The 22,022-nt window shown below is 69.8% G+C and carries 19 protein-coding genes; 11 read left to right on the top strand and 8 right to left on the bottom strand.

The features are described 5' to 3' along the window. Positions 1 to 94: 94 nt before the first annotated feature. From ACQ66R_RS14405 to ACQ66R_RS14390, 4 genes are all read left to right on the top strand, one after another. Positions 95 to 889, top strand: coding sequence for an ImuA family protein (locus ACQ66R_RS14405; protein WP_430423078.1), 795 nt, complete (start codon positions 95 to 97; stop codon positions 887 to 889). Positions 890 to 1,096: 207 nt separating this feature from the next. Continuing rightward, positions 1,097 to 2,470, top strand: a complete 1,374-nt coding sequence (locus ACQ66R_RS14400; protein ID WP_430426309.1) for a DUF6504 family protein — start codon at positions 1,097 to 1,099, stop codon at positions 2,468 to 2,470. Between the two features lie 7 nt (positions 2,471 to 2,477). Then, positions 2,478 to 5,687: an error-prone DNA polymerase gene (locus ACQ66R_RS14395; protein WP_430423076.1), complete on the top strand. Its 3,210-nt coding sequence runs from the start codon at positions 2,478 to 2,480 to the stop codon at positions 5,685 to 5,687. Between the two features lie 226 nt (positions 5,688 to 5,913). Further along, positions 5,914 to 8,010 carry an ATP-binding protein gene (locus tag ACQ66R_RS14390; protein WP_430423074.1) on the top strand — a complete coding sequence of 699 codons (2,097 nt, stop codon included), beginning with the start codon at positions 5,914 to 5,916 and terminating at the stop codon, positions 8,008 to 8,010. 41 nt (positions 8,011 to 8,051) lie between these two features. Here ACQ66R_RS14390 and serA read toward each other — a convergent pair whose 3' ends face one another. Both serA and ACQ66R_RS14380 read right to left on the bottom strand, forming a co-directional pair. Next, positions 8,052 to 9,626 (bottom strand): phosphoglycerate dehydrogenase, encoded by a 1,575-nt coding sequence (gene serA / locus ACQ66R_RS14385; protein WP_430423072.1) that lies wholly within the window; start codon positions 9,624 to 9,626, stop codon positions 8,052 to 8,054. A 123-nt stretch (positions 9,627 to 9,749) separates the two neighbouring features. Next, positions 9,750 to 10,919 carry a phosphoserine transaminase gene (locus tag ACQ66R_RS14380; RefSeq protein WP_430423070.1) on the bottom strand — a complete coding sequence of 390 codons (1,170 nt, stop codon included), beginning with the start codon at positions 10,917 to 10,919 and terminating at the stop codon, positions 9,750 to 9,752. A gap of 190 nt (positions 10,920 to 11,109) precedes the next feature. On the opposite strand from ACQ66R_RS14380, the gene ACQ66R_RS14375 reads away from it, so the two are divergent. Next, positions 11,110 to 12,003, top strand: coding sequence for a DMT family transporter (locus ACQ66R_RS14375; protein WP_430423068.1), 894 nt, complete (start codon positions 11,110 to 11,112; stop codon positions 12,001 to 12,003). Between the two features lie 4 nt (positions 12,004 to 12,007). Here the strand turns inward: ACQ66R_RS14375 and ACQ66R_RS14370 are convergent, their stop codons facing one another. After that, complete coding sequence (locus tag ACQ66R_RS14370) at positions 12,008 to 12,454, bottom strand: hypothetical protein (protein ID WP_430423066.1); 447 nt, start codon at positions 12,452 to 12,454, stop codon at positions 12,008 to 12,010. An 87-nt stretch (positions 12,455 to 12,541) separates the two neighbouring features. After that, a complete protein-coding gene (locus tag ACQ66R_RS14365; RefSeq protein WP_430423064.1) occupies positions 12,542 to 12,877 on the bottom strand; it encodes a hypothetical protein in 336 nt (111 codons plus the stop codon). Between the two features lie 207 nt (positions 12,878 to 13,084). Here ACQ66R_RS14365 and ACQ66R_RS14360 point away from each other — a divergent pair, with 207 nt between their 5' ends. Both ACQ66R_RS14360 and ACQ66R_RS14355 read left to right on the top strand, forming a co-directional pair. Beyond that, the gene (locus ACQ66R_RS14360; protein WP_430423062.1) at positions 13,085 to 14,998 is read left to right on the top strand and encodes an ATP-binding protein; all 1,914 of its coding nucleotides are present in this window, start codon (positions 13,085 to 13,087) and stop codon (positions 14,996 to 14,998) included. 156 nt (positions 14,999 to 15,154) lie between these two features. Beyond that, positions 15,155 to 15,562: a hypothetical protein gene (locus tag ACQ66R_RS14355; RefSeq protein ID WP_430423060.1), complete on the top strand. Its 408-nt coding sequence runs from the start codon at positions 15,155 to 15,157 to the stop codon at positions 15,560 to 15,562. Between the two features lie 70 nt (positions 15,563 to 15,632). Here the strand turns inward: ACQ66R_RS14355 and ACQ66R_RS14350 are convergent, their stop codons facing one another. Further along, positions 15,633 to 16,445 carry a PhzF family phenazine biosynthesis protein gene (locus tag ACQ66R_RS14350; RefSeq protein WP_430423058.1) on the bottom strand — a complete coding sequence of 271 codons (813 nt, stop codon included), beginning with the start codon at positions 16,443 to 16,445 and terminating at the stop codon, positions 15,633 to 15,635. Positions 16,446 to 16,532: 87 nt separating this feature from the next. Between ACQ66R_RS14350 and ACQ66R_RS14345 the strand changes: the two genes are divergently transcribed. Continuing rightward, complete coding sequence (locus ACQ66R_RS14345; RefSeq protein WP_430423056.1) at positions 16,533 to 16,979, top strand: GNAT family N-acetyltransferase; 447 nt, start codon at positions 16,533 to 16,535, stop codon at positions 16,977 to 16,979. Here ACQ66R_RS14345 and ACQ66R_RS14340 read toward each other — a convergent pair. After that, on the bottom strand, positions 16,976 to 17,539 hold the full coding sequence (locus ACQ66R_RS14340) for a nucleotidyltransferase family protein (protein WP_430423054.1): 564 nt from the start codon (positions 17,537 to 17,539) through the stop codon (positions 16,976 to 16,978). The genes ACQ66R_RS14345 and ACQ66R_RS14340 overlap by 4 nt on opposite strands. After that, positions 17,536 to 18,336, bottom strand: coding sequence for a bifunctional hydroxymethylpyrimidine kinase/phosphomethylpyrimidine kinase (gene thiD, locus ACQ66R_RS14335; protein WP_430423052.1), 801 nt, complete (start codon positions 18,334 to 18,336; stop codon positions 17,536 to 17,538). Before thiD ends, ACQ66R_RS14340 begins: the two co-directional genes overlap by 4 nt. Here thiD and ACQ66R_RS14330 point away from each other — a divergent pair. Both ACQ66R_RS14330 and ACQ66R_RS14325 read left to right on the top strand, forming a co-directional pair. After that, the gene (locus ACQ66R_RS14330) at positions 18,335 to 18,850 is read left to right on the top strand and encodes a MarR family winged helix-turn-helix transcriptional regulator (protein WP_430423050.1); all 516 of its coding nucleotides are present in this window, start codon (positions 18,335 to 18,337) and stop codon (positions 18,848 to 18,850) included. The genes thiD and ACQ66R_RS14330 overlap by 2 nt on opposite strands. Beyond that, complete coding sequence (locus tag ACQ66R_RS14325) at positions 18,850 to 19,077, top strand: hypothetical protein (protein WP_430423048.1); 228 nt, start codon at positions 18,850 to 18,852, stop codon at positions 19,075 to 19,077. Before ACQ66R_RS14330 ends, ACQ66R_RS14325 begins: the two co-directional genes overlap by 1 nt. On the opposite strand, the gene folP is transcribed toward ACQ66R_RS14325, so the two are convergent. Continuing rightward, the gene (gene folP / locus ACQ66R_RS14320) at positions 19,074 to 19,898 is read right to left on the bottom strand and encodes a dihydropteroate synthase (RefSeq protein WP_430423046.1); all 825 of its coding nucleotides are present in this window, start codon (positions 19,896 to 19,898) and stop codon (positions 19,074 to 19,076) included. The genes ACQ66R_RS14325 and folP overlap by 4 nt on opposite strands. Positions 19,899 to 19,955: 57 nt before the next feature. On the opposite strand from folP, the gene ACQ66R_RS14315 reads away from it, so the two are divergent. Further along, positions 19,956 to 21,776, top strand: a complete 1,821-nt coding sequence (locus tag ACQ66R_RS14315) for a PQQ-dependent sugar dehydrogenase (RefSeq protein WP_430423044.1) — start codon at positions 19,956 to 19,958, stop codon at positions 21,774 to 21,776. The last annotated feature ends 246 nt before the right edge of the window (positions 21,777 to 22,022 follow it).

Here is a 22,022-nt window from a genome sequence, read left to right as displayed (position 1 = left end):
CTCCCAACCTACGTCCGAATTTGGCGGAATCCGGATGTTGACTCTGCTTGTTCCCGGTCTAGAACAAAAATGGAACAAAAGGAGTCCCAAAGCCATGTCCGATTTTCGCGCCAAGCGGATCGCCGCGCTGGTTGCGAAGGTCGCCGCGATCGAGAGCGGCGGGCGGGCGGACGCGGGCGTGCTGTCGTTCGGGGACGCGGCCCTGGACGGCAAGCTGTCGGGCGGCGGGCTGCCGCTGGGACGCTGGCATGAGATCACCGGCGCGGGGCTGGAGGCCGAGACCTCCGCCGCCCCGGCGGCCTTTGCGGCGCTGATGGCGGCGCCGCTGGCGCTCAGAGGCGAGGCGGTATGGGTGCTGCGCCGCGACGACCTCTGGGCGCCTGGGCTGGCCGGGCTGGGCTTCCCCGTCGAGCGGCTGATCCAGGTGTGCGTCCGCGATGAGACCGAGGCGCTGGCGGTCATGGAGGACGCGCTGGCCACGGTCGGGGTCTCGGCGGTGTTCGGCGAGGTCGAGGCGGTGGACCTGACCGCAGGGCGTCGGCTGCAGCTGGCCTGCGAGAGGCGCGGCGCCACGGGTTTCGTGATCAAGCGCCGGCCCTTCGGCGGGGTCGGCCGCAAGGAGGCCGCCGGCTCGGTCGCGGCCACGCGGTGGCGGGTGGTCTCCGCGCCGTCCGAGCCGCCGGCCGGCGAATTCGGCCTGGGGAACCCGCGGTTCTCCGTGGCCCTCGAACGCAGCCGGGGCGGTCGCTCCGGCGCATGGATCCTTGAGGCCGATCAGGCCTATTCCTGGGAGGCAGGCGATGTCGCGCATCCTCTGCGCCTGGTCGCCGACCTGGGCGATCGCGAACTGGCGCCGTCGCAATCCCCCGCCGTCCGACGCGCCGCCTAGCGCCCCCTCCACCGCTTCGCGGTCCCCCTCCCCCGTTGGCACGGGGAAGGAACTGGAGCCCGGCCGTTCGCGCCAAGTTCCTCCCCCGCGTGCGGGGGAGGGGGACCACGAAGTGGTGGAGGGGGCGCTGCCGCGTTCGCGCTGATCGAGACGGTGCGGCAGGTCCGGCGGCTGGCCGCGGTCAGCGTGGAGGCCTCTCGCCTCCGGCTGCACGTCGGGCAGAAGGCCACCGACGCCATGGCCCTGGTCCCCGAGCTGGTGACCGCCGACGTCGAGCCTGAGGCGGACGCCGCCGCCCTCACCGCCCTGGTCGACTGGTGCGTGCGCTTCTCGCCCGCCGTGGCGGCCGATGCGCCGGACGGCCTGTTCCTCGACATCACCGGCGTCGCCCACCTGTGGGGCGGCGAAGCCGAGATGCTGGCCGACTTCCAGGGGCGGCTGGCCCAGAACGCGCTGCCGTTCCGCGCCGCCATCGCCGACACTCCCGGCGCGGCCTGGGCCCTGGCCCATTTCGGTCGGGACGGGACGATCGCGCCGCCCGGCGGTCAGGGCGACCTGTTGAAGCCGATGCCGCCCGCGGCCCTGCGCCTCGACCCCGAGGCCGCCGCCCAGATCGAACGGCTGGGGCTGCGCCGGGTGGGTCAGCTGATGGAGATTCCCCGTGGCCCCCTGGGCCGCCGGTTCGGAGCCCGCACTCTCGAGCGGCTGGACCAGGCCCTGGGCCGCAGCGCCGAGGCGCTGCGGTATCGCCGCCCGCCGACGCCCTGGGTCGACCGGCTGGCCTTCTTCGAGCCGATCAGCGCGCCCGAGGACATGGCCCGCGTCACCGAAGACGTGTCCGCCAAGCTCTGCGCCCGGCTGGAGGCCGGCGGCCATGGCGCGCGCCGGTTCGAGATCGCCTTCCACCGCGTGGATGGCAAGACGCTGCCGCTCACCATCGGCCTGTCGCTGGCCGGCCGCGACGCGCGCCGCATTGCGCGGCTGTTCCAGCCCAAGCTGGAGACCGTCGACCCCGGCTTCGGCATCGAGTCGGTGACGATCTGCGCCTACGCCGTCGAGGCCGTGTCGGGCCGGCAGGTCCGCATCGAAACCGGCCCGGAGGCGGCGGTGGAGGAGGGCCTGGCCCCCCTGGTCGACCGGCTGGTGAACCGCCTGGGGCCAGAGCGGGTGTGGCGCGCGGCGCCCGTGGAAAGCCATGTCCCCGAGCAAGCGGTAGGCCGCCAGCCGGCCCTGGGCGCGACGCCCTCCGAAGCCCGCCCGTGGGACCGCGAGACGCCGCGCCCGATCCGCCTGTTCCGCCGGCCCGAGCCGCTGGAGCAGGTATTCGCGCTCCTGCCCGACGACCCCCCGCGGCAGTTCCGCTGGCGCGGCCGCGTGCATCAGGTGCGCCGCGCCGAGGGCCCCGAACGGATCGGCGAGGAGTGGTGGCGGCGCGAGATCGGCGACGTCTCGATCACCCACGTCCGCGATTACTACCGCGTGGAGGATCAGGACGGCGGCCGCTTCTGGCTGTTCCGCGCCGGCCTCTACGGCGACCCCGACGCCCCCGCCAAGTGGTGGCTGCACGGCCTGTTCGCCTGAGGGTCACATGATCCGCTACGCCGAACTCCAGACCACCACGAACTTCTCGTTCCTGCGCGGGGCCTCGCATCCCTGGGAGCTGGTCACCGGGGCCGATGCGCTGGGGCTGGAGGCCATCGGCATCTGCGACCGCAACAGCCTGGCCGGGGTGGTGCGCGCGTGGCGCCAGATGCAGGAGCTGCGCGAGAGCGGCTCGAAGATCCGCGCGCTCACCGGCTGCCGGCTCGACTTCGTCGACGGCACGCCCAGCCTGGTCGTCTATCCCTCCGACCGCGAGGCCTACGGCCGGCTCACCAAGCTGCTCACCGCCGGCCAGATGCGTTCGCAGAAGGGCGAGTGCGAGCTGCACTGGGAGGACTTCGCCGCTCACGCCGAGGGCCAGCTCACGCTGGTGGTCCCGCCCGACCGGCTGGACGAGGCGTTCGAGGGCGAGCTACGCCGGTTGACCCACGAGCTGCCCGACGTCTGGCTGGCGGCCTCGCGCCGCTATGGCCCCCGCGACCTGCACCGCCTGAGCCGGCTGGGCGCGCTCTGCGAACGCAGCGGGATGGCGATGGTCGCCACCAACGACGTCCACTACCACGGCCCCGAACGGCGCCCCTTGCAGGATGTGCTCACCTGCATCCGCGAGACCTGCACCATCCACGAGGCGGGCCTGCGCCTGGCCGCCAACGGCGAGCGCCACCTGAAGCCCGCGGCCGAGATGGCCCGTCTCTTCGCCCGCTTCCCCGGCGCCATCGAGCGCACGATCGAGATAGCCCAGCGCGTCGGCTTCGACCTGGACCAGCTGCGCTACGAATATCCTGACGAGCCGGTGCCGCCCGGCAAGACGGCGATCCAGCACCTGAGCGACCTGAGCTGGGCCGGGGCCGCGTGGCGCTATCCCAAGGGCGTGCCCGACAAGGTGAAACGCCTCGTCGCCCACGAACTCGCGCTCATCGAGAAGCTGGACTACCCCAACTACTTCCTGACCGTGCACGACATCGTCCGCTGGGCGCGCGAGCAGGGCATCCTCTGCCAGGGCCGGGGTTCGGCGGCGAACTCATGCGTCTGCTTCTGCCTGGGGATCACCTCGGTCGACCCGACCAAGGAGGACCAGGACCTCCTGTTCTCGCGCTTCATCTCCGAGAACCGCAACGAGCCGCCCGACATCGACGTCGACTTCGAGCACGAGCGACGCGAGGAGGTGATGCAGTACGTCTACCGCCGCTATGGCCGCGACCGCGCCGCCATCGTGGCCACCGTCATCCACTACCGCCCGCGCATGGCGATCCGCCAAGTGGGCAAGGCGCTGGGCCTCACCGAGGACATCACCGCGGCGTTGGCCAACACCGTCTGGGGCAGCTGGGGCGACGAGATCCCCGAGGACCATATCCGCCAGACGGGCCTCGATCCCGACTCCCCCGAAATCCGTCGCGCCACCGCGCTGGCCCAGGAGCTGATCGGCTTCCCGCGCCACCTGTCGCAGCACGTGGGCGGCTATGTGCTGACCAAGCGGCGGCTGGACGAGACGGCGCCGATCGGCAACGCCGCCATGGAGGACCGCACCTTCATCGAGTGGGACAAGGACGACATCGACGCGCTCAAGCTGATGAAGGTCGACGTCCTGGCGCTGGGCATGCTGACCGCGCTGCGCAAGAGCTTCGCCCTGCTGCCGCCCATTGACGGCCGCGAAGTCACCGACGTCGCCCACATCCCGCAGGAAGATCCCGCCGTCTACGAGATGCTCTGCAGGGCCGACTCGGTGGGCGTCTTCCAGGTGGAAAGCCGGGCCCAGATGTCGATGCTGCCCCGCCTGAAACCACGCAAGTTCTACGACCTGGTGATCGAGGTGGCGATCGTCCGCCCCGGACCGATCCAGGGCAACATGGTCCATCCCTACCTCAAGCGTCGCAACGGCGAGGAGCCGGTCACCTATCCCGAGCCGCACCCCGACCACGGCCCCAAGGACGAGTTGCGCGCGATCCTGGAGAAGACCAAGGGCGTGCCGCTCTTCCAGGAACAGGCCATGCGCGTGGCCATCGTGGCGGCCAAGTTCACCGACGACGAGGCTGACCGGCTGCGGCGCTCGATGGCGACCTTCCGCAATATCGGCACCATCGGCGAGCACGGGCTGAAGTTCGTGAAGGGCATGGTCGACCGTGGCTACGACCGCGAGTTCGCCGAGCGCTGCTTCCAACAGATCGAGGGCTTCGGCTCGTACGGCTTCCCCGAGAGCCATGCGATCAGCTTCGCGATCCTGGTCTACGTATCGGCCTGGGTGAAGCACCACTGGCCCGACGCCTTCCTGGTGGGCCTGCTCAACAGCCAGCCGATGGGCTTCTATCAGCCGGCCCAGTTGGTGCGCGACGCCCGCGAACACGGCGTCGAGGTGCGGCCGCCCGACGTGATGTTCAGCGACTGGGACAGCACGCTCGAAGAAAAGGACGATCCCCGCGAGCGGCTGCGCCCCGTCCGCCTGGGCTTGCATCAGATCAAGGGCCTCAAGGAAAAGGCCGACGGCGCCGCGCTCGTCCGGGCCCGGGCGGCCGGCGCCCAGAGCGTCCAGGACTTCGCGCGGCTGGGCGGGTTCAGCCGCCGCTCACTGGAGCTGCTGGCCGAGGCCGACGCCTTCCGCAGCCTGGGCGTCACCCGGCGCGAGGCGCTGTGGGCGGTGAAAGGCCTGGCCGGCGAATGGAACGCCCAGAAGGAGGCGCCCCTGCTGCTGCGCCAGAAGACGAAGGAGACCCAGGTCCAGCTGCCGTTCATGAGCGCGTCGCAAGGCGTGGCCGAGGACTACCGCACCACCAGCCTGTCGCTGCGGGCCCATCCCGTGGACTTCTTCCGCGAGGCCCTGGCGCAACAGGGGGTCGTGCCCTGCGTGGCGCTGAAGACGGCGCGCGACAAGCGCAGGCTGGCGGTGGCGGGGCTGGTGCTGGTGCGCCAGCGGCCGGGCACCGCCAAGGGGGTCACCTTCATGACCCTGGAGGACGAGACCGGCATCGCCAACATCGTCGTCTGGCGCGACGTCTTCGAGGCCAACCGGCGGCTGGTGATGACCTCGTCGTTCCTGGTCGTCCATGGTCAGGTGCAGAGCGTCGAGGGCGTGGTCCACGTGGTGGCCGAACGGTTCGAGGACCTCTCGGGCCGGCTCTCGAAACTGCGCGAGGACGGCGCCGAAATCAGCGCCCGTTCGAACGTCACGGGCCGGCTCATTCGCAGCCGGGATTTCCATTGACCCCAGGGCAATTGACCGAAAGCTCGGTATGATCCTAAGCTCCTGACAAGGGGAGCAGCGGGGCCAGACGCGCATCCTCGTCGGGCGACTGAACTGGCCGGGAGGATCCATGGCCATCGCCATCCGCACCGATCGTCGCCTGACCGCTGCAACGCCGCCGGCGGCCGGACCGACGGGATGTCGCCGCCTTAAGGCTTAATTCGCCCTCGGCGACTAGCGTTACGCCATGCAAAGCGTCGCGGCAGAACAGGTGCGACAGGCAGACAGGCGCCCGGCGCCGGTCCTGGTCGCGGCTGTCCTCTGCCTCGGCTACGTGCTGAACCTGTGGCTCACGAACGTACTGCGCGAGCAGGCGGGCGGCGTCGACACGATCTGGACGGCGAACGCCTTCGTTATCGGCGCCGTCCTGCTGTTGCCCCGCCGCTGGACGCCCGCGTGCCTCGCCGCGGGGTTCGCGATCCAGTCCGCGATCGTGTTCGCCTTCTCCTATTCCGCCTTCGAGGCGTTGGCCTTCTCGTTGCTGAACACCATCGAGGCCGTCGTCGTGGTCACACTGGCGCGCCGTCTCAATGCCGTGCGCCTCACCACGCCGGGGCGCTTCGCGCGCCTGATCTTCATAGCTCTCTTGCCGATGCTGGTGGCGGGCACGCTGGTCCTGAGCCTGGTCGTCATGGCGATGAGCGGCGAGTTTCCGCTGGCCATGGCCCTGAGCCGCCTTGCGGCCAAATTCCTGGGCATGTCGCTCATGCTGCCGGCCATACTGCTGCTGGGCCAGCGCGCCGCGCCGGCCAACGTCCGGGCCGGGTCGTGGGAACCGTTCGCCGCGATCATCCTGATGGTTGGCGTGGGCGGCCTGATCTCGACGCAATTCGCCGGGCTGGCGTTGCTGGGGATGTTCCCGATCATCACGGTTGTGGGGCTGCGCCTCGGTCCCCGCGCCGTCACCCTGGCGATGGTCCTGATCGCCACCATCGTGCTGTCCACCGTCGTTCTGGGCGCGCCCGCGCTGATCAGCGGGAACCAGACCCTCGGTGGACGGATCAACATGATCCAGCTCTACCTGGCCATGGTGTTCGCCACCGGCCTCATCACCGGCCTGATGGCCACCCATCAGCAACGCCTGCGCGCCATTCTCACCTACCGCGCCCGCAGCGACCGCCGCGCGCGCGACCGGGCCCAGGCCGCCTCGGTGTCCAAGACCGATTTCCTGGCCACCATGAGCCACGAGATCCGCACGCCCCTGAACTCGATCATCGGCTTCGCCCAGGTGCTCGAGCGCGCCGACCTGCCCGAGACCGCCCGCCAGCAGGTGGGCGTGATCCGCCGTTCGGGCGACGCGCTGCTGACGGTCGTCAACGACATCCTGGACTTCTCCAAGGTCGAGGCCGGCCGCATCTCACTGGATCCCAAGCCGACCCACCTGGCGACCGTGTGCCGCGACGCCTTGGCCATCGTGGCCGAGTCGGCCGAGCGGAAGGGCCTGGCGCTCGACATGGTGGTCACCGGCCCGGCGGATGGGGCGCATGTCTGCGACGACCACCGCCTGTGTCAGGTGCTGCTCAACTTCCTCAACAACGCGGTGAAGTTCACCGACCGCGGCGGCGTCACCCTGAAGCTCGACATCCAGCCCGAAGGGCCGTCCGATCGCGTCCGCATCGCGGTCGTGGACACCGGGGTGGGGATCGCCCCCGCCGCGCAGCCCACCCTGTTCGACCGCTTCCAGCAGGTGGACAGTTCGATCAGCCGGACGCACGGCGGCACCGGCCTGGGCCTCGCCATCTGCAAGGGGTTGGTCGAGGCGATGGGCGGCCGGGTCGGCGTCATCTCCGCGCCCGGCGAAGGCTCCGAGTTCTGGATGGACGTCAGTCTGCCGCGCGCGCAGGCCCCGGCGTTGTCCGAAGCCGAACAGCCCGGCGACGTCCTGCCCGCGGCCCAGATCCTGCTGGTCGACGACCACCCCATGAACCGCGACCTGGGGGTCGCCGTCCTGACCATGCTGGGGTGCGCGGTCGATGTCGCCTGCGACGGACTCGAGGCCGTCGATGCCGCGCGCCTGAAGCGCTACGACGCCATCCTGATGGACGTGCACATGCCGGGCCTGGACGGTCTGGCGGCCACGCGGGCGATCCGGGCTCTCGACGGACCGGTCGGCCGCACGCCGATCATCGCCATGAGCGCCGACGTGCTGCCCGAGCAGGTGGCGCGGATGCAAGCCGCGGGCATGGTCGACAGCGTGGAGAAGCCGATCAGCCTGGAGGCGCTGCACGCGTGCCTCTCCCGATGGGTCGGCCGCGACAGCGACGGGGCGGAAGCCGCCGCTTGAGGTAGCCGGCGCAAGCGCGAGGCTCACGCCGGCTATCCGGGTCAGAAGCTCAGCGCGCGCGCTTCCTTCACGTGCGGCAGGGCCTGGATCTTGGCCAGCAGCTTGGCGTCCGGCTCGTGGTCGATACCCACCAGCGCGATCGCGTCGTCGCCGGCGTCGATGCGGCCCAGGTTGAACGTGGCGATGTTCACGCCCGCCTCGCCCAGCAGGCCACCCAGCGCGCCGATGAAGCCCGGCTTGTCCAGGTTGTTGACGTAGAGCATCCGCGGCAGGAACGGGGCGTCGAGCTCCATGCCCTTGACCTCGACGATGCGCGGGGCGCCCGCCATCACCGTGCCGGCGAACGAGCGCTTGCCCTTTTCGGTGGTGACCGTGATCCGCATCAGGCTGTCATAGATCGGCGAGCTCTCCTGGCGGCTCTCCGAGACGGTGATGCCCCGCTCCTTCGCCACCGCCGGCGCCGAGACCATGTTGATCTCGGCCAGCATGGGCCGCATCACGCCGGCCAGCGCCGCGGCGCTCATCGGCTTGGTGTTGAGCTTCGAGACCTCGCCCTCGAAGGCGATGTCCACGGCCTTGATCCCATAGTCCAGCATCTGGCCGGCCAGGGCGCCCAGCTTCTCGGCCAGGGCCACGAAGGGCTTCAGGCGCGGGGCTTCCTCGGCGGTGACCGAGGGGCTGTTCAGCGCGTTCGTCACCGCGCCGGTCAGCAGGTAGTCGCTGATCTGCTCGGCCACCTGCAACGCCACGTTCTCCTGGGCCTCGTTGGTCGAGGCGCCCAGGTGGGGCGTGGCCACGAAGTTGGGCGCGCCGAACAGCACGTTCTCCTTGGCCGGTTCCGACGAGAACACGTCGAAGCCCGCAGCCCCGATATGGCCGCTCTCCAGGCCGGCGCGCAGGGCCGCCTCGTCCACCAGGCCGCCGCGGGCGCAGTTGACGATCATCACGCCCTTCTTCGTCTTGGCCAGGTTCTCGCCCGACAGGATGTTGCGGGTCTTGTCGGTCAGCGGCGTGTGCAGGGTGATGAAGTCGGCGCGGGCCAGCAGCTCGTCCAGCTCGACCTTCTCCACGCCCATCTCCACCGCGCGCTCGGGCGACAGGAACGGGTCGTAGGCCACCACCTTCATTTTCAGGCCCAACGCCCGGTCGGCGACGATGCCGCCGATGTTGCCGGCGCCGATCAGGCCCAGGGTCTTGGCGTAGAGCTCGACGCCCATGAAGCGGCTCTTTTCCCACTTGCCGGCCTGGGTGGAGGCGTCGGCCGCGGGCATCTGGCGGGCCAGGGCGAACATCATGGCGATGGCGTGCTCGGCCGTGGTGATCGAGTTGCCGAACGGGGTGTTCATCACCACCACGCCGGCGGCGGTGGCGGCCGGAATGTCGATGTTGTCGACGCCGATGCCGGCGCGGCCGATCACTTTCAGCTTCTTGGCCGCGGCGATGACGTCCTTGTTGGGCTTGGTGTCCGAGCGGACGACCAGGCCGTCGTAGTCGCCGATGACGGCGATCAGCTCGTCCTTCGAGAGGCCGGTCTTGATGTCGGTGTCGATGCCGCGCTGCTTGAAGATGTCGACGGCGGCGGGGCTGAGGCTGTCAGCGATGAGAACGCGGGGCATATCGGGGCTCCATCTCCCCTCCCCCTTGCGGGGAGGGGTTGGGGGTGGGGGTGCGAGCGGGGACAGGCGGGTGTTTCACCCCCATCCCCAGCCCTTCCCCGCAAGGGGGAAGGGAGCAATGGGTCAGGCGGCTTGCAGGTCGGCGAGGACCGAGGCGAAGGCCCAGTCGAGCCAGGGCGTGAGCGCGTCCACGTCGGACGTCTCCACCGTGGCGCCGCACCAGATCCGCAGGCCCGGAGGGGCGTCGCGGTAGCCGCCGATGTCGAGGGCGACGCCCTCCTTCTCCAACAGCGCGGCCAGCTTCTTGGCGAAGTCGGCCTGGGCGTCGTCCGGAAGCGCGGCGACCTGGGCGTCGACCACCTTCAGGCACACCGAGGTGTTCGAGCGGGTGGCCGGGTCTTGGGCCAGGAAGTCCACCCACGGGGTCTTGGCGACCCAGTCGGCGAGGACCGCCAGGTTGGCGTCGGCCCGACGCTGCATTTCCGGCAGGCCGCCGATGGTGTCGGCCCAGCGCAGCGCGTCGATGGCGTCTTCCACGCACAGCATGGACGGCGTGTTGATGGTGGCGCCCGCGAAGATCTCGAGGTCCACCTTGCCGTTCTTGGTCATGCGGAACAGCTTCGGCATCGGCCAGGCCGGTGTGTGGCTTTCGAGCCGGGCCACCGCGCGGGGACCCAGGATCAGGACACCGTGCGCGCCTTCGCCGCCGAGGGCCTTCTGCCAGGAGAAGGTCACCACATCGAGCTTGGCCCAGTCGAGCTGTTGGGCGAACGCCGCCGAGGTGGCGTCGCAGATCGTGATTCCCTCGCGGTCGGCCGCGATGAAGTCGGCGTTCGGGACGCGGACGCCCGACGTCGTGCCGTTCCAGGTGAAGACCAGGTCCGCATCCTTGCGCACCTTGGTCAGGTCGGGCAGCTGGCCGTAGGGCGCCGAGAGCACCTCGGCGTCGATCTTCAGTTGCTTGGTGACGTCGGTCACCCAGTCCTTGCCGAAGCTTTCGAACGCCAGCAGCTGGACCGGCTTGGGACCCAGCATCGACCACAGCGCCATCTCGACGGCGCCGGTGTCCGAGCCGGCCACGATGCCGACGTGGAAGTCGTCCGGGACCTGCAGCACGGCGCGCGTGCGGTCGATGGCGTCCTTGAGGCGCGCCTTGCCCAGCTTCGAGCGATGCGAGCGGCCAAGGACGGCGTTGCTGAGGTTTTCGGGGGTCCAGCCGGGTCTCTTGGCGCATGGGCCGGAAGAGAACTCGGGACGAGCCGGGCGCATGGCCGGCTTCGGCGGGGTATTCATAGCGATGTCTCCCATCCTTGCAGATGAGCAGCGCCCCGTTGGGGGGGCGTGGCCCGCGGGCCAAGAGCCTCGGTTTGCGCTGCGGCGCAAGAAAAACTTTCCTAACGAGGCCTGAAGCTGGGCTAGTCGAGGGCCTGTCGCCGAGGGCGCGGGGTGGCCCTCGCTGCGACGATGTGATCCAAGCGCCGCTATGCAATCGCGGGCGTTCGACTGGGTGGTGATGGCCCTGCTGGTGGCCATCTGGGGCTCCGGCTTCGCCTTCCTGAAGGTCGCGACCCAGCACATCGACCCGCTGTGGACCTCGGCGATTCGAACCGGCGTGGCGACGCTTACCCTGGCGGCCGCCATGCTGCTGCAGGGCCAGCGACCGCCGCCGCTGCGCCATCCGGCCTGGCGGACCTATCTGTTCCTGGGCGCGGTCGGCATGGCCATCCCGCTGGGCTTCTTCGCCTTCGCGTCCCAGCGCACGCCCAGCGCCGTGGTGGCTATCTGCAACGGCGCCTCGCCCATCTTCACCGGCCTGCTGGCCCACATGTTCCTGGCGGGCGACCGGCTGACCGTGCGCAAGACGCTGGGGATCGCCGTCGGCTTCGCCGGCCTCACGACCCTGGTCGCTCCCCGCCTGGTCGAGGGCGCGTCGGTGGAGGCGATGGCCCTGGCGGCGGCGCTCTTCGGCGCGTTCCTCTATGCGATCGCGAACGTGGCCACCCGCACGGCGCCCTACGTCACCCCGACGGTCGGCGCGTTCCTGATGTGCGCCTGGGCCTTCGTCACCGCGCTGGGCCTTGCGGTCGCATTCGAGCCGCCGCCGGCCTGGCCGATCCCGGCGCCGTCGCTGATCGCCGTGCTGACCCTGGGCGCGATCTCCACCGGCCTGTCCAACATCGGCTACGTGTTCCTGGTCCAGCGGCGGGGACCGCTGTTCATGTCGATGTCGATCTACCTGGCGCCTTGCATCGCCACCGGCCTCGGGATGGCCGCCCTGGGCGAGCGGCCGGGGTGGCCGGCGTTCGTGGCGCTGGGGCTGATCCTCGTCGGCGTCGGGCTGGCGACGATGTCGCCGCGACGCGTCCCGGCGACCTGAGAACTCAGGGTGCTGTGGATGACAGGCTGGCGCTCTTCCGACGGTTCACGACGCGCCGACGCCAGGCCACGATCGTGCCGATGATCAGGCACGAGACAATGCCCAGGTAGTCCACGTTGTTGATCAGGGCGCGCAGGAAGTCCGGCTTCCGCTCGGTCACGATGTAGAACGAGTGCATGGCGAACTGCGCCGCATAGAACAGCATCACGCCGCCCATCCAGAGCGCGCCGTAGCGCACCGTGACGCCCAGCAGCAGCAGCGCGGTCAGGCCGTCGTTGACGAGGCGGATCTGGTCATTGAGGGCGGGCGCGACCAGATGGCCGGTCTGGCCGATCACGACGTTCGCGAGCACGGCGAGCGCGCCCATGCGTTCGGCCCGGCCGCCCTTCCACAATGCGAAGAGGCAGCACAGGATCGCAAACGTATTCAGGATCAGCCGCAGATCAAACATGATTGAGCGCCCCTAATCAGGATTAGAGGCGCCCAACCAGTTAATCTATTGCAACGATCAGTCAGAAACTGACCGATCAGCGGTCGGTCAGCCGACGTCCCGCATCACCGTCTGCTCGCGCGCGGCGCCTTCGGCCGGCTTGTTCTCGAAGTCCATCTTCGTGCGGATGCCAAGGCGGAGCTTCGCGTCGTTGAGCTCGGTGTGGACAGCCACCATGGCGGTGCGAGCTTCGCTCAGCGCCTTGAGAGCTTCCATCATCTTCACTTGCACGTCGTCGGCGAACACCAGCGAGGTATTCACGTCCTTACGAGCCTTGAGCATTTCGCTCATCAGCTCGGACGCTTCGACCATCGCGCTGTCGACCGCCGCTTCGGTTTCGAAGAGCTTCTTGGCCACGCGCTTGGCCACAAAAATCTTGTCCATGTGGATACACCCCTTGAGAGAACCCGACACCCGTTAAGGTAAAGCAAAGGTTACCGCGCACGCAACTGACTCATGAGTTGTTAACCATATTTCTTCCCGTGGCGGGTTGTATCGTGGCGCCAAAGCCACAGTTGTAGGGGGACCATTCAGGGTTGAGATCGGTCTTGGAAGCGAAGCGTTAGCAACTTCGGCGCTATCGGTTTGCGCATGGGCCTATTGGGGGACCACCTCGAAGACGAGGCGCCGAGGGCGTCTGCGCCGACGGCGACGTTCCACGCTCGCGTGGCCGGCGTCGGCCTTGTGACGACCGTCGTGGTCCTGGTGGCCGCCTGTCTCACCTTCATGCTGCAGCAGTGGGCCGTCGCCCGCACCCAGTCGCACCGGTTCCACGAGGAACTGGCGGTGATCGCCGCCCAGATCGCGGCGCCCTCAATGACCTCCGCGCGCACGAGCGACCTCGCCCGGGACCTCGAGGCCGTAAAGATCAGCAAGGATGTGCGCACCGTCCGTCTCATCGACGCGAACGGCCGCCAGCTGGCAGGCTTCCGCCTCACCGACCGGCCGAGCGCCTCGGTCGAGACCATCGACCAGCCGGTCGTCCACCAGGGCAAGACCATCGGTCACCTCGTGATCACGGTCGAGCAGCCGTCGCTGACGCCGATGCTGCCGCAGTTCATCGCGCTCACCTTCGTGCTGCTGTTCGGCGGCGTGGGCGTGGCGTTGTTCCTGGCGCGCAGCCTGGCGCACCGGGTGATCAAGCCGGTCCAGAGCCTTTCACAGGCGATGCATGAGGTCGCGGCCGGCGGCAGCTTCACCCCCGTCGCGGTCGACGCCTCGGACGACCTGTTCAAGAGCCTGACCGAAAGCTTCAACCACCTGCTGGCCAAGCTGGCCGAGCGCGAGGACGACCTGATCCTGGCCATGCGCGACCTGGAAGTGGCGCGCGACGAGGCCAACGCCGCCAACGTCCTGAAGACCCAGTTCCTCGCCAACATGAGCCACGAAATCCGCACGCCGCTGAACGGCGTCCTGGCGATGGCCGAGGTGATGGCGCTGGGCCAGCTGGACCAGGTGCAGCGCGACCGCCTGGACGTCATCCGACGCTCCGGCGGCCTTCTGCTGGCCGTGCTGAACGACGTGCTCGACCTGTCGAAGATCGAGGCCGGCAAGCTCACCCTCTTCGAAGAGGACTTCGACGTCGAACTCGCCGTCGCCCAGGCGCGCGAGAATTTCGAGATCATGGCCCGCGCCAAAGGGCTCACCTTCGACGTCCAGGTCACCGATCAGGCCCGGGGCTGGTGGCGCGGCGACGCCGACCGCCTGCGCCAGATCGTCGGAAACCTGCTGTCCAACGCGGTCAAGTTCACCCCGCACGGCGAGGTCAGCGCGCTGGTCGATGTCGGGACCGCAGGGGCCCTCAAGATCGTGGTCCGCGACTCGGGCGTCGGCATCTCGCCGGAAAAGCTGCCCACCCTGTTCGAGAAGTTCACCCAGGCCGACAACTCGGCCACCCGTCGCTTCGGCGGCACGGGCCTGGGGCTCGCGATCTGCCGCGAGCTCACCCAGATGATGGGCGGCTCCATCGACGTGGAGAGCCTGGAAGGCGTCGGCTCGACCTTCATCGTCGAACTGCCCCTGCCGCGCGGCCGGCCCGCCTCGGTGCAGGCGGCCGAGACCGCCCAGGCCGCGGACGACGGCGACCTGCGCATCCTGGCCGCCGAAGACAATCCCACCAATCAGCAGGTGCTGGCCGCCGTCCTGGGGTCGCTCGGGATCGAGGTCGACATCGTTCCCGACGGCAAGGAAGCGGTCGAAGCCTGGCGCACCGGCGCCTACGACCTGATCCTGATGGACATCCAGATGCCGGTGATGGACGGCATCACCGCCGCCTCGACGATCCGCGAGCAGGAGCGGACCATCGGGCGCCGCCGCACACCGATCGTGGCGCTGACCGCCAACGCCCTGACCCATCAGGTCGAGGAGTACCTGGCCGTCGGCATGGACGCCCACGTGGCCAAGCCGATCGAGATCGCCAAGCTGTACGACGCGATCTCGGCGGTCCTGAACGCCGCCGCCACCGACGGCGTCGCCCCCGCCGCGCAAACCTCCTCGGCGGCCTGAGCGCGCTCCGCGCGTCCTGACAATCGCGTCACGTAGATGAACCTCGCCCGACCGCGGGGCTCAGAACCGTTTCAGCCTGAAAGTGTTCTTCTGCCCTCACTGAAGGCCGAACCCCAACTCTCTGGGAAAGGCCGACACGGTTCTGGAGGACCAGATATGAAGACTCTGATGGCCACCCTGGCCGCCGTCGCCGCCGTGACGGCCGCCGCCCCTGTCGCCGCCCAGCCCTACCGCGACTATGACCGCGGGGATCGCTATGAACATCGCGGCGATGGGCGCTACGACCAGCGCGACCGGTGGGAACGCGGCGGCCAGGTCAACTTCGACCAGCGTCGTCACCGCATCGACCGCCGCATCGAGCGCAACGCGCAGACGGGCGCCCTGACGCGCCGCGAAGCCATTCGTCTCAGCGAACAGCTGAACGACATCGAGCGGCTGCAGAACCGCTATGAGCGGAACGGTCTGACCCGCTGGGAAGTCGTCGACCTCGACCGTCGCCTCGACGGCCTGGAACAGCGGGTCTACGCCCAGGCGCGCGACAACGACTACGCCTATCGGCGCTAACCGAGCCCAGCCGACGTTCGGCTGAGTATGGGACGCCCCCGGAGCCCCGGCTTCGGGGGCGTTTCCGTGTTCAGAGGCGAAGGATGCTCTCGACGACCGTGAGAGCCCGGCCCCGGATCAGCACCCGGTCGCCCTGCACCTCGCACTCCAGGTCGCCGCCCCGGCCGGGATAGGCCTGATGGAAGGTCACCGCCGGCCGCCCCAGCTTGTCGGCGTAGAGCGGCGCCAGAATGCAATGGAGCGACCCTGTCGTCGGGTCCTCCGGGATGCCCGAGCCCGGCGCGAAGAACCGGTCGACCACATCGTGGCCTGCCCCTGCCGCGGCGATCGCGGCCACGCCCACATTGCCCCGCCCGCCCGTCGCCCCGCTGGAGACCGTGTTCAGGGCGACCAGGTCGGGCTTGAGGCTGCGGATGACGGCGGGATCGTTGTAGAGCGCCACGAGGTAGGCCGACGCCCACACCTCGTCGGGTGCGGCGCCCAGCGCCTCGGCCAGCCCCGCCGGGACGTCGATGCGAACCGGCGGCTGGGACGGGAAGTTCATCTCGTAGCCTTCGCCCCGGCGCCGCACGACCAGCGGGCCCGACTTCGTGTCGAAGGTGATCTCGCCGGCCGCGACCCCCAGCTCCGCGAACAGCACGTGCGCGCTGGCCAGCGTCGCGTGCCCGCACAGGGGCACTTCCAGCATCGGCGTGAACCAGCGCAGCCCGAACCGCGCCGGATCGGCCGTCCGCAGCAGGAAGGCCGTTTCCGCCTGGTTGTTCTCAGCGGCCAACGCCTGCATCCAGGCGTCCTGCGGCCAGGCCGCAAGGGGCTCGACCACGCAGGCAGGATTGCCGCGGAATGGTTGGGCGGCGAAGGCGTCGATGGTCCACTGGCGCATTGGATCGGTCCCGGTTCAGCGAAGTGGTCCTTGCGGCCGCAGGCGCCGGGCGGCAAGGGCCAGTTCCCGCGACACGGACCCACGACCATGCCCCACCAGACCACCGAAGCCGGCTTCACGCTCAGCGACGACCCGGCCCGCTTCGACCTCGTCCGCGCCCACGGCTGGATCGGCGGCCAGAGCTATTGGGCCCAGGGCATCCCGTTCGAGACGTTCGCCAGGGCCTGCGCGGGCAGCCTGACGGTCGGCGCCTTCGCTCCGGACGGGCAGATGGCGGCCATGGCGCGCGTGGTGACCGACCGGGCCACCTTCGGCTGGGTCTGCGACGTCTTCGTCGACCCGGCCTATCGCGGCGCGGGCCTGGGCAAGATGATGATGGCTTACATCCGGGCCCATCCCGATCTGCAGGGCTTTCGCCGCCTGCACCTGGCCACCCGCGACGCCCATGGTCTCTATCGCCAGTTCGGCTTCACCGAACTCACCAAGGTCGAGAACTGGATGGAGATCCGCGACCCCGACGTCTACAGCCGCTAACCCAGCACCGTGATCTCGGGCCAGCGGGCCTTGGCGGCGGCGGCGATCTTTTCGTAGTTCGGGCTGCGGCGGTCGGGGTTCGGCCGCAGGGTCATGGCGAACAGGTCGTCCAGCCCGAACGGCGCGTGGACGGTCATCCGGTCGGCGGCGTCCAGCTTCACACCCACCGCGAACAGCGGACTCACGAACCGGCCCAGCGCCTCGGCGCTGCAGGACAGCGGGTCGTAGGGCTCGTTGAAATGGTCCTGGAACCAGACGTGCACCCGGGCCTGGTTGCGCACCTCGACCATCTCGCGAAGCGGCGGGTCGAAGGCGGCGGCCACCCGTTGGATGACCACGTCCTCGGCCTCGTACGAGATATCCGAGCCATCGAAGTAGCCGACGTCATAGTCCTTGATGCCGTAGTCCAGCGGCCGGCCGGTGAGGTCGTTCAGCACCCGCTGGTAGACCGCGCCCGAGAAGACCAGCCAGTCGGGCGGGTCCAGCCGGACCAGCGTGCGCAGCACCTGCATCAGCGGTTCGGACCGCCGCAGGATCGCCTCCAGCCGCGCTTCGCTCATGCCTTGCCTCGCAGCGGCCAGCCGTGGTCCAGGGGCCCATGGCCCGCGCCGAAGCCCGGCGCCCGCAGCATCGCCTCGTGCACATAGTCCCAGGCCCGCGCCACCGCCGCCGTCAGCGGCAGCCCCTGCGCCAACCCGACCGCGCAGGCCGAGGCCAGGGTGCAGCCGGTGCCGTGCGTATGGCGACTGTCGATCCGTTCGCCTTCGAACACCGTCTCGCCGTCGTGCGTCATGAGGATGTCGACCACCCGGTCGCCGGGCACGTGGCCGCCCTTCATGAGCACCGCCCGAGCCCCCGCCTCCAGCAGCGCTTCACCCGCCCGGCGCAGGTCGTCGGTCGTCGCCACCTCCAGTCCGGTCAGCGCCTCGGCCTCGGGCGCGTTGGGGGTGAGCAGGGCCGCGCGCCGCACCAGCCGATCGCGCACCGCCGCCACCGCCGCCTGAGCCAGCAGCGACGCGCCGCCCTTGGCCACCATCACCGGGTCGATCACCGCCGGCGCGACCGTCTCGTCCAGGATCTCGGCCACCAGCTCGACCGTCGCCACGTCGCCCAACATACCCGTCTTGATGGCGTCGGCGCCGATGTCGGACAGCACCGCGTGCGCCTGGGCGGCGATGACGTTGCGCGGAACTGTGTGGACGCCCGTGACGCCCAGCGTGTTCTGCACCGTGACCGCCGTGAGCGCCGTGGCCGCATAGCCGCCCAGCGCGGTGACGGTCTTGATGTCGGCCTGGATACCGGCGCCGCCCCCGCTGTCGGAACCGGCGATGATCAGGACTCGACCCAGGGCTGTCATGCCCCTGACGTACCGCCTCCGTCCGCCGATTGCATCGGGATTTACGAAGGATCGCTTCACCGCCAACGTCCGGCCCATGGACGCAGACACCTTCGCCACGGCGCTGGCTCAGGCGCATCAGGACATCTACCTGCACGCCGTGCGCCGGGTGCGCGACAAGCGCGAGCAGCTCACCCGTGAGACCGCGGCCTTCCTGCTGCACCTGGCCGAGGCCGGGCCGATGACGCTCACCGAACTCAGCCGCCACCTGGACCGCGCGCCCTCGACCCTCAGCGAGATGGTCGACCACCTGGAGGCCAAGGACCTGGTCCGCCGCGAGGCCGATCCCGCCGACGGCCGCCGCGCCCTGATCTGGCTCACGCCCCACGGCCGCCAGGTCCAGGCCCGCGAGATGTACGCGCTGGACCGCGACCACCTGGCCCGCGTCGCCACCCGCCTGCCGCCCGATCGCCAGGCGCTCCTCATCGACCTGCTCGGCGACCTGGTCGCCGCCCTCAAGACGGAGAGACCCTGATGCACGACTGCGAAAGCTGCGGCATGCCCATCGAGAACGGCCGCTACTGCCAGTACTGCGTGGACGAGACCGGCAGGCTCCAGGACTTCGACACCCGCTTTTCCCGCATGGTCGACTGGCAGCTTGGCGAGAACGGCGGCGACCGCGCCGCCGCCGAACGCGACACCCTGGCCTACATGGCGACCCTGCCCGCCTGGCGCGACCACCCGCGGGTGAAGGGGAGCTAGCCGCGCGCGCCTGCGATCGCCGCCTGCACGTTCAACGCCTGGACCGTCTCGGCGACGTCGTGGACCCGTACCGCTGCGACGCCCGCCGACGCTCCCGCCAGCGCCGCCGCGATCGAGCCGCCCAGGCGATGGTCGGCGTCCGCGCCGCTTGACAGCGCCCCGATGAACGCCTTGCGGCTGGCCCCCAGCAGCACCGGGAAGCCCAGCGCCACGATCCGGTCCAGCCCGGCCATCAGCGGCAGGTTGTGGCGCAGCATGTGCTTGCCGAAGCCGATGCCCGGATCCAGCCAGATCAAATCGCGCGCCACACCCGCCGCCATCGCCGCCTCGGCCCGCGCCGCGAGGAACGCCGCGACCTCGGCCACCACGTCGTCATAGTGGGGCTCGGCCTGCATGGTCCGCGGCTCGCCCTGCATGTGCATCAGCACCACCTCGCAGCCCAGCTCCGCCGCGGTCTGCAGGCTGTCGGCCGCGTGCCGCAGCGCCGTCACGTCGTTCCAGATCGAGGCCCCGGCCGCCACCGCCGCCCGGGCCACGTCGGGCTTCATCGTGTCTACCGAGATCGGGATGACGCTCTCGGCGCGGATCGCCGTGATTAGCGGAACCAGCCGCTGGATCTCGACCTCGGCGTCCACCGGCTCGGCCCCCGGCCGGGTCGACTCCGCGCCCACATCCAGGATGTCGGCGCCCTCGGCGATCAACCGCCGCGCATGGGCCAGCGCCGCCGCCGGGTCCAGGAACCGGCCGCCGTCGGAAAAGCTGTCGGGGGTCGCATTCACGATCCCCATGACTCGCGGGCGTTGCAGCGTTGTGGAACTCATGGGGCCTCGCCGAAGTCATAGTTGCGACCGTAGCGGTTGGAAACGTCGGGAGGGATCATGGCGGACGTCATCGGCACAAGCGCGCGCGACACGCTGAACGGATCGGCCGGCGCCGATGTGCTGTCCGGCCGCGACGGCTCGGACAGCGTGTTCGGCGGCGCGGGGAACGACACGATCTACGGCCACTCCACCGGCGACCTGAGCGCCGGCTCGGAGCTGATCGACGCGGTCCGGGTGGCCTCGGGCCTCTCCAGCCCCCTGTTCGCCGCCAGCCCGCCCGGCGACCCGGACCGCCTGTTCATCGTGGAGCAGCACACTGGGCGCATCCGTATTCTCGACCTGAACTCGGGCCAGCTGAACGGCGACAGCTTCCTCGACCTGCCCGACAACAGCCTGGCCGCAGGTGGCGAACAGGGTCTGCTGGGCCTAGCCTTCCACCCCAACTACGCCACGAACGGCCTCTTCTACGTCAACCTCACCAACGCCGCCGGCGACACCGAGGTGCGCGAGTACCGCCGCGCCGACGCCGACCACGCCGACGCCGCATCAGGCCGACTGATCCTCGGCTTCGACCAGCCGTTCGCCAATCACAACGGCGGCTGGATCGGCTTCGGCCCCGACGGCTTCCTCTACATCGCCTCGGGCGACGGCGGCTCGGGCGGCGACCCTCAGAACAACGCCCAGAACACGAGCAGCCTGCTGGGCAAGGTCCTGCGCATCGACGTCAATTCGGACGGTTTCCCGAACGACCCGGCGCGCAACTACGCCATTCCGGCGAACAACCCCTTCGCCGGGGCTGCGCCGGGCGCGGATGAGGTCTGGCTCGTCGGCCTGCGCAATCCCTGGCGGATGAGCTTCGACACGGCCACCGGCAATCTCTGGATCGGCGACGTCGGCCAGGGCGCGCGCGAGGAGATCGACGTGATCCCCGCCGGCGTGGGCGGCCTGAACCTGGGCTGGAAGTTCAAGGAAGGGTTCCAGACGTTCTCCGGCAATCCGCCCGCCGGCCTGACCGATCCGATCCTGGAGTACGACCGCGCCACGCCCCAATTCAGCGGCGTCTCGGTGACCGGCGGCTATGTCTATCACGGCCCCGGCGGCATGGACGGGCTGTACGTCTTCGGCGACTTCGGCAGCGCCAATCTGTGGAGCGTGTCGTACGCGCCGGGCGGCCAGGCGCAGGACTTCCTGAACCGCAACGCCCAGCTGGCGGTCTCGGGCGGCGGCGACATCGACCAGATCGCCTCGTTCGCCGTCGACGGCCAGGGCCGGCTCTACCTGATCGGCCTGGACGGCGACATCCATCGCCTCAGCCCCCGCGCCACCGCCGGCGACGGCATGGACTACCTGCGCGGGGAGGATGGCGACGACGTCATCCATGGCGGGTTCGGCTTCGACGACGTCCACGGCAACATGGGCAACGACACCGTCTCGGGCGGCCAGGGCGGCGACTGGGTGGTGGGCGGCAAGGACAACGACCGCCTCACCGGCGACGAGGGCGACGACATCGTCTACGGCAACCTCGGCGCCGACACCTGCGACGGCGGGACCGGCGCCGACCTCGTCCGCGGCGGCCAGGGCGACGACCTGCTGGCCGGCGGCGCCGGAAACGACTTCCTCTCCGGCGACCTGGGCGAGGACACGATGTCGGGCGGCGCGGGCGCCGACATCTTCAACAGCTTCGGGACCGCCGGGACCGACCGCATCACCGACTTCAGCCGGGCCGAGGGCGACCGCGTCCGCCTCGAACCCGGCAGCGCCTGGACGGTCAGCCAGGTCGGCGCCGACACCGTCATCGACATCACCGGCGGCGGCCGCGTCATCCTGGTCGGCGTCTCGATGTCCACCCTCACCGGCGACTGGATCTTCGCCGGGTAGAGGCCCGACGCCGCGAAGCGGCTCGCCCGATTGCAGAACCACGGAATACACGGAAGGCGCGGAAGCGCGGCCCCACCTTCCGTTTTTCCGTGTTGTTCCGTGGTTCTCGTCTTTCTGGGGATCGGTCGCCCGCTGCGCGCTCCGAGCGCTCGGCCGCACTCGCGTATTTCGTGTATTTCGTGGTTTCCCCCGGAGCGCCGCGGCTAAGGTAGCGCCGGGGCGAGGTTGGGCCCGCGTAGGGGGTTG

The organism is Phenylobacterium sp., from assembly GCF_965284355.1.
Taxonomy (GTDB): Bacteria; Pseudomonadota; Alphaproteobacteria; order Caulobacterales; family Caulobacteraceae; genus Phenylobacterium.
Note: the sequence above shows the minus strand (reverse complement) of the source record. Positions and strands in the feature narration are given on the sequence as shown.

What these genes read in the sequence shown, in the direction of transcription:
- ACQ66R_RS14405 (WP_430423078.1), top strand. Translation starts at nt 95, where the DNA reads ATGTCCGATTTTCGCGCCAAGCGGATCGCCGCGCTGGTTGCGAAGGTC.
- ACQ66R_RS14375 (WP_430423068.1), top strand. Translation starts at nt 11,110, where the DNA reads ATGCAATCGCGGGCGTTCGACTGGGTGGTGATGGCCCTGCTGGTGGCC.
- ACQ66R_RS14325 (WP_430423048.1), top strand. Translation starts at nt 18,850, where the DNA reads ATGCACGACTGCGAAAGCTGCGGCATGCCCATCGAGAACGGCCGCTAC.
- ACQ66R_RS14365 (WP_430423064.1), bottom strand. Translation starts at nt 12,877, where the DNA reads ATGGACAAGATTTTTGTGGCCAAGCGCGTGGCCAAGAAGCTCTTCGAA.
- ACQ66R_RS14360 (WP_430423062.1), top strand. Translation starts at nt 13,085, where the DNA reads ATGGGCCTATTGGGGGACCACCTCGAAGACGAGGCGCCGAGGGCGTCT.
- ACQ66R_RS14340 (WP_430423054.1), bottom strand. Translation starts at nt 17,539, where the DNA reads ATGAGCGAAGCGCGGCTGGAGGCGATCCTGCGGCGGTCCGAACCGCTG.
- ACQ66R_RS14345 (WP_430423056.1), top strand. Translation starts at nt 16,533, where the DNA reads ATGCCCCACCAGACCACCGAAGCCGGCTTCACGCTCAGCGACGACCCG.
- ACQ66R_RS14380 (WP_430423070.1), bottom strand. Translation starts at nt 10,919, where the DNA reads ATGAATACCCCGCCGAAGCCGGCCATGCGCCCGGCTCGTCCCGAGTTC.
- ACQ66R_RS14395 (WP_430423076.1), top strand. Translation starts at nt 2,478, where the DNA reads ATGATCCGCTACGCCGAACTCCAGACCACCACGAACTTCTCGTTCCTG.
- folP (WP_430423046.1), bottom strand. Translation starts at nt 19,898, where the DNA reads ATGAGTTCCACAACGCTGCAACGCCCGCGAGTCATGGGGATCGTGAAT.
- ACQ66R_RS14330 (WP_430423050.1), top strand. Translation starts at nt 18,335, where the DNA reads ATGCCCCTGACGTACCGCCTCCGTCCGCCGATTGCATCGGGATTTACG.
- ACQ66R_RS14390 (WP_430423074.1), top strand. Translation starts at nt 5,914, where the DNA reads ATGCAAAGCGTCGCGGCAGAACAGGTGCGACAGGCAGACAGGCGCCCG.
- ACQ66R_RS14350 (WP_430423058.1), bottom strand. Translation starts at nt 16,445, where the DNA reads ATGCGCCAGTGGACCATCGACGCCTTCGCCGCCCAACCATTCCGCGGC.
- ACQ66R_RS14315 (WP_430423044.1), top strand. Translation starts at nt 19,956, where the DNA reads ATGGCGGACGTCATCGGCACAAGCGCGCGCGACACGCTGAACGGATCG.
- thiD (WP_430423052.1), bottom strand. Translation starts at nt 18,336, where the DNA reads ATGACAGCCCTGGGTCGAGTCCTGATCATCGCCGGTTCCGACAGCGGG.
- ACQ66R_RS14355 (WP_430423060.1), top strand. Translation starts at nt 15,155, where the DNA reads ATGAAGACTCTGATGGCCACCCTGGCCGCCGTCGCCGCCGTGACGGCC.
- ACQ66R_RS14370 (WP_430423066.1), bottom strand. Translation starts at nt 12,454, where the DNA reads ATGTTTGATCTGCGGCTGATCCTGAATACGTTTGCGATCCTGTGCTGC.
- serA (WP_430423072.1), bottom strand. Translation starts at nt 9,626, where the DNA reads ATGCCCCGCGTTCTCATCGCTGACAGCCTCAGCCCCGCCGCCGTCGAC.